The following is a 12480-nucleotide window of genomic DNA, read 5'->3' on the forward strand; positions in this document are numbered from 1 at the left end:
GTTGAAACTGTAAAAGGGTTTGAAGAATCACAAGGAGATTTGATCTGTATAAAAGCAAAAAGTGCCAGTATACTGGCAGACAACTTCCCTCATTATGCTTCATATAGCGAGGTAGGCTTATCAGATATCCTGCAAGACACTTTTCAAGGGTATGATCTGGGTAAGTTAGAAACAAACTTTGCGCCTACCAATAGCAGTACTATTCATTATAGTGTACAACATAATGAGAGTGATTTTGCCTATGCAAGTAGATTATCTGCCTATTACAACCAATGGTTTTATTATGATGGTAAACAATTGATCTTTGGTAGACCCTCTACAGAAGAGATAGAATTGTCTTATGGTATTGATCTCAAAGAGTTCAGTATCAATATGGAACCTATGCCAAATAATGCTTCTTATTTTACCAATGATTATATCGCAAATGAACAACATCAGAAAAATAGTAGCGAAGTGAGCATACCATCAGAAGGCTATCATGGCTTTGCAGATAGCAAATCTAGAGAGCTATACAATAAGCAAACACGCATATACAATCCTTTGTATACCGATGCCACTATGAAGCCTCGATTAGATGCTCAGGTAGAAGCCTATACAAAAAGTAGAGCGATACAGCAAATTATAGCAAAAGGCGGTAGTGATAATCCAGGAGTTTGTTTGGGGCAAATCATTAGGATCAATGGTCATGGTAGTTATAGAGTTACCAAAATAGTACATACCAATGTAGAAGGCGGTGTATACAAAAATGAGTTTGAGGCAGTAGATGCCAATTTTGATGCTTATCCTAAGATGGATATCTACAGATTTCCAAAAAGTGAAACACAAACGGCTACTGTAGTAGAGAATTCCGACCCAGATGGATTAGGAAGAATTAGAGTACAATTTGCTTGGCAGAAGCCATTAGGAGAGCGTACACCTTGGTTACGTATGATAACCCCACATGCAGGCGCAGACAAAGGATTTCATTTTATCCCAGAGATTAATGAAGAGGTAATGGTAGGATTTGAAGGTGGTAATGCAGAACGCCCCTTTGTATTAGGTGCTTTGTATAATGGTAGTCAAAATCCATCACCTTGGCAATCACAAAACAATGATGCAAAATTCATAAGGACTAGAAGTGAGCATATGATAAAACTAGATGATAGCAAAGGAGGTGAAATGATTGTAATAAGTGATAAGAGTAGCAATATTATTCAATTTGATACCGTTAAAGGTACAATTACAATCACTGCCCCAGAAAATCTAGTATTGCAATCAAAAAATGTTGAAATCAGAGCGCAAGAAGATATCAAAATCTCAACAGGAAGAAACAAAACAGAACAAATTACAGGAGATTATAAATTGATGGCTTCAAATATTTTGGAGGCGGCATCCAGTGATATGAAAAGTCAGGGAGAGCAAATCATTAGGCAATCTACCAATGATATGAATGTAGCAAGTGTAAATGGCAATGTAAACAAGCAGGCAGAACAAAAGGTAAATAATAATAGCGGAGAACAAGGAAATATCTTTTAAGAAAGTGGGTAAAAAAGGACAAATCATAAAAATAGCCAAAGGCACTATGAGTGATATCGCACAAAACGATATTAATTACTATGCCAAAAATATCAATACCTATGCAGGTATTAGTATTAATGAAACAGGAAAACAAGGAGTTTTCTTTGGAACACCAGAACCAGCACCACCCATAGAAAATCTACAGCAGGATACAGCACAAGACACTGCTGATAATACCCCTTCTGCTTCTGATCAAGCTACTACACCACAAAACGAATCTGGAACAACCAGTACAACGAGTGTAGATGATGAAAAACCAAAGAAGTGTATTATAGAATTTTCTGTAAAAAATAAAGTGATCAATGATGGAACATTTGGTTTTGATACAATCCCATCGAACTATAATACTATTTGCGAATCCAATATTCAAGATTTAGAAAATGAATATAATCCTTTTGAGGTCGAATCAGAACAATATTTTCCTCCTTGGGTAAGTATACGAGTAGGGCAAACCATAATTTTACAATTGAATAAAACTTTTAATAAAAAAGATGAGTATCAAAGTGTAGCTTTTGAAGAACATAACGATTTTTCTTATCGATATATGAAAGGCTCTACCGAGGTTACTGATATGATAGAGGCCAAAGAAGTTCATATAACCTGTAGTGCAAATAACGAGAGCCCAGATGGCACACTGATTAAAGTAAAAGCAGATGGAGCAGATGCAGGAGGGATAAATATATGGTATCCTACACCAAAAACTATTGATCTACAATGGCATTTTGTTGAGATTACTGGAAATGATAAGGATAGAAGCGCTTTAGAAGATAAATTAAAAATAAGACATTTATTAAGTCTTTTAGAAAAAGGATTAAAACCTTCACTGATAGATATTAATGTAACGAATAATGTTGCGACTATTGTGGATATAACAGCAGAAAATGAACGATTAAAAAGAGAAAGGGTTATAAAAAAATCAGATAATCATCATTATATCGAAAGGGAAATGAAACAAGATTTTGTAGCTACCATTCGTCAAAATCACAATGCTCCCAATAACATAGTTACATTGTATCTTGTAAATAGAAGTTGTCTAATTACAGGAGCTATGGGTGAAGAAGGTGGCAGATACCAAGTAGTTGCTGGTTTTTCTCCTACTGGCACAGGAATAGCTTACGGGATCTTAGATGGAGAACAAAAATTACGACATACTGCAATAATGCACGAAGTGATGCATGCCCTTGGTTTAAGACATACTTTTAGTAGGCAAGCAGTTCATACTTTTGCAGATAAAAAAACAAAAAATTATATGGATTATCATGAAACTAAAAAATATACATGGAAATGGCAGTGGGCAAAATTACACACATATCAACATTTACAATAGTTATGAGAATCAAACTTCTATTACTTACTTATATATTAATTAACATTTCTTGTTCTGCACAAAAGAGATTTATTAAAACAAATCAAGCATGTTTATTTGATGATCCAATTTTTCAGATCAAAAAAGAAGAAATGGTTTTTGATAATGAAAAATATGATAGTATTCTTTCTGAAAAAGGATTTATTTATACGGAGTCTGATCGCTATATCTTGGATATTCAATCAAAAACAATATGGCTGACTGATAAAAAAACTCAACTAACTAAAAAAATAAAATACAATAATTCTAACAATATTAAGCATACATATTTTTATATAAGTCACTCAACTAGTACAAAAATCGGAAAAGAATATATTTTCAATGAAACTGGAGAAATAATAGAAACTATTGATTATGAAAAGGGATATAATATCTGTTGGACAGAAGCAATATCAATTTTAAAAAAAATAGCGAGAAAAGATATCAAAAAATACAAAATAGATAAGTTTATTTTGAACAGGGTAGATATTAATGAATTCCCTAATTCAAAACCAAAATGGAGAATTTCGATGGATGGTAATGAAGAATATAGTGATCTCGATAGAAAAATTTATGAAATCGATGGTGTAACAGGGGAGTTTATTAGAGCTTATGAAATAGAAACTATTTATGACGATTAGATATGAAACTACATTTTTATTTATTTCTATTAGTTTTTAGTTCTTGTAATTCAGCAAAAAACTATACTGAAAATAATGAAACTTGTTCCTTTGACAAAGGGATATTTAAGGTTGAAAATAAGGAATTAACCTTAGATATTAATAAATACAAGACAAAGTTAAAAAGAGGGAGGCCTTATTTAGAAAAGGGAAAAGAAGGATACGTTAATAAAATAAGGATTTTAAGTAGTAAGAATATAATATTTGATGTTATTGATGAAAAAAAAGGAATATTAAAAAGTTTACGGTACGATTCAATTGGAAAAATTAAAGATATCACTTTTTTATATGAAAAAGAAAATACACCTATCTTCAAAGAAATAATTTATAAAAATGGAAAAATAACCAAGACAATAGATTATGAAAAAGGATACAACATTTGTTGGGCAGAGGCAATATCTATTCTAAAGAAAATAGCTAAAAAAGACATCAAAAAGTACGATATCAATACATTTTATTTAAGTAGGGTTGATCTTAATGAATTTCCGAACAAAAAACCAAAATGGAGAATTTCGATGGATGGTAATGAAGAATACAGTGATCGTGACACAAAGTTTTATGAAATCGATGGTGTAACAGGAGAGTTTATTAGAGCTTATGAAGTAGAAACTATTTATGACGATTAAATATGAAACTATATTTTTATTTATTTCTATTAGTTTTTAGTTCTTGTGCTTCTCAAGAAAGGTTTTTAAAAAACGATAACATTTGTGAATTTGATAATCCATTTTTAAAAATTAAAGAAGAAGAAAAAGAGTTTAATAAAAAAGAATATGATAGTATTCTTAATATTCAACCTATTTACACTATAGACACAAAAGACTTAGTTACAACAATATCTAAGTATAGAATAAAGAAGAAAAATCTTAAATCTAAGTTTTCCAAGTTTATTGCATATTATCCTAGTGGAAATATCAAATATTATTATAATTATATTGAAAATGTAAATAGTTATCGCCTAAAAATAGGGGAACAAGTTTTTTATAATGAGAATGGTGAAATAGCAAAAACTATTAATCATGAAAGAAACTATACAATTTGTTGGGCAGAAGCTATCGAAATACTAAAAAAAATAGCTAGAAAATATATAAAAAAGAATACTATTGTTGACTTTATGATAAGTAGATCTGAACTGAATGAAAAGCCAAAATGGACAATTTCTATGATAGGAGAAAATGGTGAAGAGTACACAGATCATTATGAAATCGATGGTGTCACGGGAGAATTGATTCGTAAATACAAGATTATTAGAGTCTATGAAGAATAAACTTCTATTACTTACTTATATATTAATTAACATTTCTTGTTCTGCACAAAAGAGATTCATTAAAACAAATCAAACATGTTTATTTGATGATCCAATTTTTCAGATCAAAAAAGAAGAAATGGTTTTTGATAATGAAAAATATGATAGCATTTTAAGCTTAAAAGGAGTTATCATAAAAGACATAGATAATTTTATTTATGAAATACAACCTAATACCTTAGGTATAACCGACAAAAAAAGTAAACTAACAAAATGGGTCAATTACCATGATTCTAATAAAATTGAATCTGTTTCCTTTTTTATAAGAAATTCAACTAGTACAAATATTGGTAAAGAATATCTTTTCAATGAAAAGGGTCAAATAATAGAAACTATTGATTATGAAAAAGGATACAACATTTGTTGGGCAGAGGCAATATCTATTCTAAAGAAAATAGCTAAAAAAGACATCAAAAAGTATGATATCAATACATTTTATTTAAGTAGGGTTGATCTTAATGAATTCCCGAACAAAAAACCAAAATGGAGAATTTCGATGGATGGTAATGAAGAATATAGTGATCTCGATAGAAAAATTTATGAAATCGATGGTGTAACAGGAGAGTTTATTAGAGCTTATGAAATAGAAACTATTTATGATGATTAGATATGAAACTGCATTTTTATCAATTTTTGGTTCTTATTCTGTTTAAAAAAACATAAAAGAATTTAATAAATTTTGGTTGTCTAAAACTTGATAATTACGAAAAGAATCTTAACAGTTATTAAAAAAATGAACAATAAAACCAATACATACTTTGACCATCCTATCAAGAAAAGAGTAGCTGGTACCCAAAAATCTTTTGGGGTAGAGATTATGTATTCGGCAACAAGCAAGATTCAGTATGTAATAGATGTAGCCTATGCAGGATATATAGATGATGATTACCAATGTATCCTTAACAGAAATCAATTCTTTATCAATGGGCAACAACCAAAACGATTACTAGAAGTGCTAGCAGAAAAATGCATGAATAGTATCTATCCCATACAGCTAAAAGTTAGTCCTTTTGGTTTTATACAGGACTTTTTGAATTTTGAGGAGATCCAAAAACGATGGGATAATGCTTTGTTGGAATTAAAAAGAGAATATGATAGTGAGTTTACCGATCAGTATTTTGAACAGATTAGCCAGAACCTATCTAGCAAAGACAGCTTTGTATCCTCTATAGGCAATGATCTAATTTTTTATTTACTCTTTTTTAAGATTCCTGCTCTTTATGAAAAAGCACATATAAAACATAATATGATCTGGAAAATACCAACTGTTGCCTATGCCCCTCCTGTTGAGTTTATAGGAGATCAAAAAATAAATCTTAATGCTCCCAGAGGCATTCATCTAGAATTTGAAGGAAAAGATATCAAAAACAATATCTTATCACTTACCCATTTGATTAACCAAGATGATTATACCGTGATAAAAATAAATGGTACACTCACTACCCCAAATCAAACAAAACAAACAGAGTATAGAATTACCCATCTGGCAGAGCGAGACAAAAAATATGTTGAAAAAGCAGAAGAACCAGAGGTTATTCCTAAAGAAATGATTAAAAAGAAAAAATGGTTTCCTCTTTTAGTTAACCGTATCAAAAAAATATAAAACATGAGTGATGTAGCTGTAGTATGCCAAGGGGCAATGTGTGAATGTAAATATGGATTTACACCCGATAGACTTAAGGTAATAAGTACACATAAAGAATATATAAACGAAACCAATGGTAGTCAAAAGATGATTGCTACCTCTATGGATATTGGGCAACCTTTTGAGGCAAAAACCTTTGGACAATGCAAGTTGCAACCAAGTTCTAGTGGGTATCTGCCATGTGTTCCTAACATTTTACAATGGCAGGATTTTTATGATAAAATAACCGTAAGTAATCAAGGAAAAATTCTTACTGAAGAAAGCAAAGCTACCTGTGCAATTGCTGGAGCTCCTTGTGTAGAAATCACATTTCATGGGCAAACAGCCTCTCCTACACAATCGCAAGCAGATCAGGCAGACGAAGAAATACACAGCCAGCTAAACCCATTGGCTAGACCAAAAGGAACTCTTAAAAAGCCAGCAAAACATACATTAGAAGAACTATAATTAAAAAAGAAAAACCTTGATAATATGGGGACTTATAAAAAGGACATTGTAGCATTTTACGTAGAAGACCCAGAAAACCCTATACAACCAAGAATAGATGGGGATTTTAGTTTTTTTGAAATACAAGTAAACACTAAAGTAAAATTTTGCCTTAAAGTAATAAAAGCCAGTGATCCAAAAGCTACAAAAGAAAATGTATACTGGGTTGCACAAATGCACTCTAAATTTAAAACAAATTCATGGTTAGGCTTTAAAAAAGTTAAAACCAAAAATGGAAAAAAGAGCGAACATAAAATTGAAAATGATCTCCCATTTCATGAATTTTTGAACAGTTTAAACAAAGGGACTAAACATGAACATAAATTTTTAGAAAATGGTAAAAAAAACCCAGACTATCGTAATTTCACTATTACAAACACTAAAGAAATTGGAACAAATTACCTTCCTGCAAATCCTTATGAAGATAGATTTAATAAACGTGACACAAAAGATGGTGCGTATGGAGATTTTAGTTATATCGTAGATACATTAGGAGAAGGGATATGGCTAGAAGGTATTAATTATCTTCCTGAATTTAGATCACAAGGAGCCTTTATCATTGCTGTAGCAGAACCACAGATTCTATCTTTTTGTGTAGAAAAAAGAACAATCGCTGAAGCTAAAGTCAAAAAGAATCCTATAAAAACAGAAGATACAACAGAGGTAGCATCAGAGTTGATCTATGGAGACATGTTGGATTTACATTTACGATTACATAATGTACTTGATTATACTGCACATGTAGAGATATTTTGTGATGACAAAAGCATGAATGAGAAAAACATAAAAAAAATCATATTACCCAAAGACAAAGAAAATCCATCTATGGATTATAATTTGGATATCATTGATGAATTAAAGGTTGACCTAAGGTGGGCAGAGAAATCAGATCATGATGAAGGAGAAGATACAGAAGATTCCTTAAAAGAATTTACACTAAAGTTAACACTAACTCCTACAAAAAAGTCTGATGAAAATAAAGCTATTAATGCAACACCAGACAATCGCCCTACATTAACAAGAGAAGTAACATTTACAATTAATTACAAAGGAGATTTTAGTCCAGATTTACAAGAGAAGAAATATGTTACACAAATTATAAAGGTAAAACAACCACCTTTAATAACTCAATCATACGAGCAGTGTAAATATACTAGCTTGACTCTTACCATAGGAGATCAAAAACCTTTTACTCTTTTGAAGGAAGAAGAAAATGGGGCACTAACTGACGAATGCTCTGATAATAAAACAGCGGTATACGAGCTGGTTGCAGGAAATGTAGACAATAAAACCCCAGTAACCATTGATATTGATGCTGATGTCTCGACCTGTGAGGATAGCACTCTAAGGCATCAAAACAATACTTTCAATATAGAAAATATTGTTCCTCTAGAATATAAAAAGGGATCAGGAATATGGGAGTCTATAAAAAACAAGAATATCTTTCCAGAAGTTCAGCCCTATAACCAAGATGGGAAAATAACAGAACGCCAACTGAAATTTTATGCTGCATACCCTTATCAAGCATGGAGTGAAGACACATTTTTATTTAAATACCTTACTTGGCAAATAGATCCTGTAGAACTATATATAGGTGTTCGTAGTTGTAGATATGAGCGTACTCCATCTATTTATATACACCCTGATATGGTATGGGCGTTACATTTTAATTATGGAGTAAAAAAAGAAGATATTTTATATTTTCAGAACAAAGAAGTAGGCTTAGTATCGGGCTATGCTAACTATATGGATTACATAAAAGATGCCGTTTTATGGATATACGAACCTTTTAAAGAATTTTTTGATTATTTTTTTCCTAAAGGAAATCAAGAAAAATTAGAAGAGCTTGTCGAAGAACTTGGGCTAGATGATGATAGAACCTATGCCAGATTAGGACTACATGTTGGCTATGATGGTGATAAAGAAATAGATTATACTATCATTACTAGGTATAAAGCCTATATGTATTACTTAATCTATCAAATGGTTATGATTTCGCTTGCTGTAGACTTACTGATTCTTTGGCTAACCAGAGGAAGGGCATTACAAGGCAAAGCACTCAAATTACAACGAGTTCTTAAGAAAGTAAAGAAAACAAAAGAAAGAGTCGAAAAAGCAACAGGTCTAGAGTTTGCTATATTGTACCCAAAAATCAATGCTAATGCGGGGATTTATAGAATACCTCAAGAAAAAGGAAATATTGCAACAATTATAGAAGCTACAATACAGGCAAAACCATTGATAGGTTTAAATGTAAAATACGAATATGATTTTAATGAAAAAAAAGGTGTAAGTCTAATTGACAATAATGGAAAAGAACATAAAATAAAAAAGTTTAAAAGATTAAAAGAACTTAAGGCATCTTTTTCTTTGAGAGGGGAAATAAATACGGATATCAATATTAAATACAATACTTATTCTGGTAAATTTACTACTAATGAAAATGGAGTACAACAAGAACTTGAAAAAGGAGCTATACTCAAAAATGAAACAGCAATAAAAGGTACATTTGAAATATCTGGAGAAGGCGAATTTCCTGTTACATTTGGATCAAACCCCATTACGTTGAATTTTTCTATATCAACTAATACTAATACAGGATTTCGGGAAGCAAAGATTTTTGGAGTAGATGATATTGGACCATTCTTTCAGGTACAATTTACAGTAGATGCATTTAAAGTTGAAATTGACACAGAAGTTGTGTTAAAAAAAGGAAGAGCTACTTTGTTTGATATCAAAAAAGCATTTTTAGAAATTTTCGGGATTGAGACAGAGGAACCTGATTTTCCTTGGATGGTTTGGGAGGAACAAAAAATTCTATTACCAAAAATGTATTTATTTGATCCATTAAGACAATATAATGACAAAATTAAACAACCATGATAAACTACTTTAAAATCTGTTCCCTTTTTATAATAATTACCTGTACCGCATGTTCACAAACAAAAAATCAAAAAAGAATAGATGAAATGGCTATAAAAATTGATACTTATACAAACTCCATACTTAAAAATGTGAAACATTATCCAGATGAACCTGTATATCTGATAAGTGTCTCTGGTCCAGATATATATTATGAAACTAAAATAAATGACATTATAATTAAACAAAGCTATACTAATAACGAAGGGTCTTTTCCTATTAAATTATTTAGCAATGTAAATAATGTGTTTAATCAAGATGGTAAACAAAAAGTATCGTTTACTCTATATCCTGCTGTAAATAAAACCTTTCAGAATAATGATTGGGTTGAAATATCAATAGAAAGTAGAAATCAATTTGGTGATGATAAAACAATTTTCACCTTTGAACCGCCAATGAAAGATGATGGAGAAACCTCTGAGCATATTGGTTTAGAAAGTTATTCTGGTGAATTTGAATTTGAGGCATCAATACCTTATGAGAAACAAATTAATTGGGTCGACTCAGAAAACCTACAAAACAGAAAAAATATAGAAAAAGAAGTAGTTGAAGCTTATAAAGAAGTTATGCGCTTATATGCAGAAGGGGATTTAGACAATTTATTAGAGTTATATAAACCTATTTTTCAAGATGAAGCCCAATCTGTATATGCTACTAAAGAAAAAAAAACGAGGCTATACAAATTAAATTGGGAACGCTTACATCCATTTTTTTATAAATCAAAGCCTAACCTAGTCAAAGACTATGAATTAAAATTTTATGCGGATGGAAAGCTTGTAACTTTGGAGAAGAAAAAAGATTCATCACGAGCTTACAATGAAAGTGCGTTGTCTATAATATACGATAAAGATTTCGATAAGTTTCCCGATGGTCTTTCAAGAAAAAATAGAGATGTGGTAATGTTTAATGAAGGTACTACTCCAAAAATGGAGATGGAGTTATTTTTATTATTCCATAAACCAAGAGGATCAAAAACTTTAAAACTAGCAACCGATATTTTTAGAAAGGAAAAACTATTAAACGGAAAGGATTAATGATATTTGGTAATCGTATATTTCGGCATGAGAGAATTCTTTTTATGATGATTCTTGTTTTTTGTACTGCATGTTCACAAACAAAGGAGAAAAAAAACCTAGAAGAAATGACTATGAGAATTGATACTTACATAAATACCATATTAAAAAATGTAAAGCACCCTACCGATGAAGAAGTTTATTTTTTATCAACAAGAGCTACAAAATCGACTTACAATATACAAATTAACGATATACCTGTTGAACAATCTTTTGGATATCAAAAAGATAATAGACAACGGATTTTCCAAGATTTTCATAGTATCAATAGCACGTTAAACAGTAACGGTGAACAAAAAGTAGACATTAGTATATACCCATACAATAGAGATACGTTTCAATCCAATGATAGAATCAAAATTATTATTGAAAAAATGGATAAATCAGGCAATTTAAATGATTATTTTGAGTTCAAACCAAAGATGTTAGAAGATGGTGAAACTCCAGAATATGTGGGTAAATCGGAATACAAAGGAAGCTTTATGTTTGAAGCAAAATTACCTTACCAAAAGGAAATAGATTGGTTTAGTTCTGAAAATCTAATAGATCAAAAAAATATTGAACAAGAAGTAGTTGAAGCTTATAAAGAAGTTATGCGCTTATATGCAGAAGGAGATATGGAAACACTTTTAGAACTCTATAAATCTATCTTTCAAGCAGAAGCACAATCTGTATATGCTACAAAAGAAAAACAGCATAGGCTAAATTATAAATTAAATATAAAGCGTATACATCCATTTTTTTATAAGTCAAAGCCTAACCTAGTCAAAGACTATGAATTAAAATTTTATGCGGATGGAAAGCTTGTAACTCTGGAGAAGAAAAAAGATTCATCACGAGCTTACAATGAAAGTGCACTATCTATAACATACGATAAAGATTTTGATAAATTTCCAGATGGTCTAGATGTTAGTGTAAAACATCTGGAAATGTTTGAAGAAGGTACTACTCCAAAAATGGAGATGGAGTTATACCTATTTTTTTACAAACCAAAAGGATCAAAAACTTTAAAACTAGCAACCGATATTTTTAGAGAGGAAAAATTGCTGAATTCTATAGATTAATTGTATTCTTTTTAAAATTCGATAAAACTGTTAGAAATGAAGTTTGGCAAATTAAAACAAATCGCATTACTTATTTTTTTATTATCACTAACCTCTTGTTTTGACCCCTATAAAACAAGAGTAATCTTTTAAATTTGGATTATTAATTATGCTACTCTATTTTTCATTAAAATTAAGTGTTTGTCTTTGTTCCATTTTTCCATAGGAGTTATTCTTCCCAATAGTCCATGATGCCTTACGTTGTTATAGAAAACCACATATCTTTTTAGTATTTGTTGAATCTCTCCAAATGTTCTATACTCAAATCGTTGAAAGACTTCTTTTTTAAGTATTCCATGATAAGCTTCTACATGTGCATTTTCCTCTGGTGTAGCAACATGAGTAAACTCTTGACTTACCCCT

The 12480-nt window shown here is 30.8% G+C and carries 12 protein-coding genes; 11 read left to right on the top strand and 1 reads right to left on the bottom strand.

The window, feature by feature from the left end; translation table 11 throughout:
- From CVD18_RS22755 to CVD18_RS18880, 11 genes are all read left to right on the top strand, one after another.
- Positions 1-1515 (top strand): type VI secretion system Vgr family protein (locus tag CVD18_RS22755; RefSeq protein ID WP_103867061.1); only part of this gene is annotated, 1515 nt, incomplete at its 5' end.
- Between the two features lie 4 nt (positions 1516-1519).
- Positions 1520-2884: a hypothetical protein gene (locus CVD18_RS23255; protein WP_233194594.1), complete on the top strand. Its 1365-nt coding sequence runs from the start codon at positions 1520-1522 to the stop codon at positions 2882-2884.
- Positions 2885-2886: 2 nt separating this feature from the next.
- A complete protein-coding gene (locus CVD18_RS18840) occupies positions 2887-3543 on the top strand; it encodes a hypothetical protein (protein ID WP_103867062.1) in 657 nt (218 codons plus the stop codon).
- Between the two features lie 2 nt (positions 3544-3545).
- Positions 3546-4208, top strand: coding sequence for a hypothetical protein (locus CVD18_RS18845; RefSeq protein ID WP_103867063.1), 663 nt, complete (start codon positions 3546-3548; stop codon positions 4206-4208).
- Positions 4209-4210: 2 nt separating this feature from the next.
- Positions 4211-4849, top strand: coding sequence for a hypothetical protein (locus tag CVD18_RS18850; protein ID WP_103867064.1), 639 nt, complete (start codon positions 4211-4213; stop codon positions 4847-4849).
- Positions 4839-5495: a hypothetical protein gene (locus CVD18_RS18855; RefSeq protein ID WP_103867065.1), complete on the top strand. Its 657-nt coding sequence runs from the start codon at positions 4839-4841 to the stop codon at positions 5493-5495. Before CVD18_RS18850 ends, CVD18_RS18855 begins: the two co-directional genes overlap by 11 nt.
- Positions 5496-5621: 126 nt before the next feature.
- Entirely contained in the window at positions 5622-6491 is an 870-nt protein-coding gene (locus tag CVD18_RS18860; protein ID WP_103867066.1) for a hypothetical protein, read from the top strand.
- Positions 6492-6494: 3 nt separating this feature from the next.
- Positions 6495-6980: a DUF4280 domain-containing protein gene (locus CVD18_RS18865; RefSeq protein WP_103867067.1), complete on the top strand. Its 486-nt coding sequence runs from the start codon at positions 6495-6497 to the stop codon at positions 6978-6980.
- 24 nt (positions 6981-7004) lie between these two features.
- Positions 7005-9902: a hypothetical protein gene (locus CVD18_RS18870; protein ID WP_103867068.1), complete on the top strand. Its 2898-nt coding sequence runs from the start codon at positions 7005-7007 to the stop codon at positions 9900-9902.
- A gap of 86 nt (positions 9903-9988) precedes the next feature.
- Positions 9989-10975 (top strand): TraB/GumN family protein, encoded by a 987-nt coding sequence (locus tag CVD18_RS18875; RefSeq protein WP_146052853.1) that lies wholly within the window; start codon positions 9989-9991, stop codon positions 10973-10975.
- Between the two features lie 113 nt (positions 10976-11088).
- A complete protein-coding gene (locus CVD18_RS18880; RefSeq protein ID WP_146052854.1) occupies positions 11089-12078 on the top strand; it encodes a hypothetical protein in 990 nt (329 codons plus the stop codon).
- Positions 12079-12224: 146 nt separating this feature from the next.
- Here the strand turns inward: CVD18_RS18880 and CVD18_RS18885 are convergent.
- The coding region (locus tag CVD18_RS18885; RefSeq protein WP_146052742.1) for an integrase core domain-containing protein at positions 12225-12480 on the bottom strand (256 nt) is incomplete at its 5' end.

The sequence above is a fragment of the Aquimarina sp. I32.4 genome (assembly GCF_002924285.1).
Taxonomy (GTDB): Bacteria; Bacteroidota; Bacteroidia; order Flavobacteriales; family Flavobacteriaceae; genus Aquimarina.

Bases quoted from the DNA above. Each gene is read 5' to 3' on its own strand.
- CVD18_RS18840 (WP_103867062.1), top strand. From the start codon at position 2,887: ATGAGAATCAAACTTCTATTACTTACTTATATATTAATTAACATTTCT.
- CVD18_RS18845 (WP_103867063.1), top strand. From the start codon at position 3,546: ATGAAACTACATTTTTATTTATTTCTATTAGTTTTTAGTTCTTGTAAT.
- CVD18_RS18850 (WP_103867064.1), top strand. From the start codon at position 4,211: ATGAAACTATATTTTTATTTATTTCTATTAGTTTTTAGTTCTTGTGCT.
- CVD18_RS18855 (WP_103867065.1), top strand. From the start codon at position 4,839: ATGAAGAATAAACTTCTATTACTTACTTATATATTAATTAACATTTCT.
- CVD18_RS18860 (WP_103867066.1), top strand. From the start codon at position 5,622: ATGAACAATAAAACCAATACATACTTTGACCATCCTATCAAGAAAAGA.
- CVD18_RS18865 (WP_103867067.1), top strand. From the start codon at position 6,495: ATGAGTGATGTAGCTGTAGTATGCCAAGGGGCAATGTGTGAATGTAAA.
- CVD18_RS18870 (WP_103867068.1), top strand. From the start codon at position 7,005: ATGGGGACTTATAAAAAGGACATTGTAGCATTTTACGTAGAAGACCCA.
- CVD18_RS18875 (WP_146052853.1), top strand. From the start codon at position 9,989: ATGGCTATAAAAATTGATACTTATACAAACTCCATACTTAAAAATGTG.
- CVD18_RS18880 (WP_146052854.1), top strand. From the start codon at position 11,089: ATGAGAATTGATACTTACATAAATACCATATTAAAAAATGTAAAGCAC.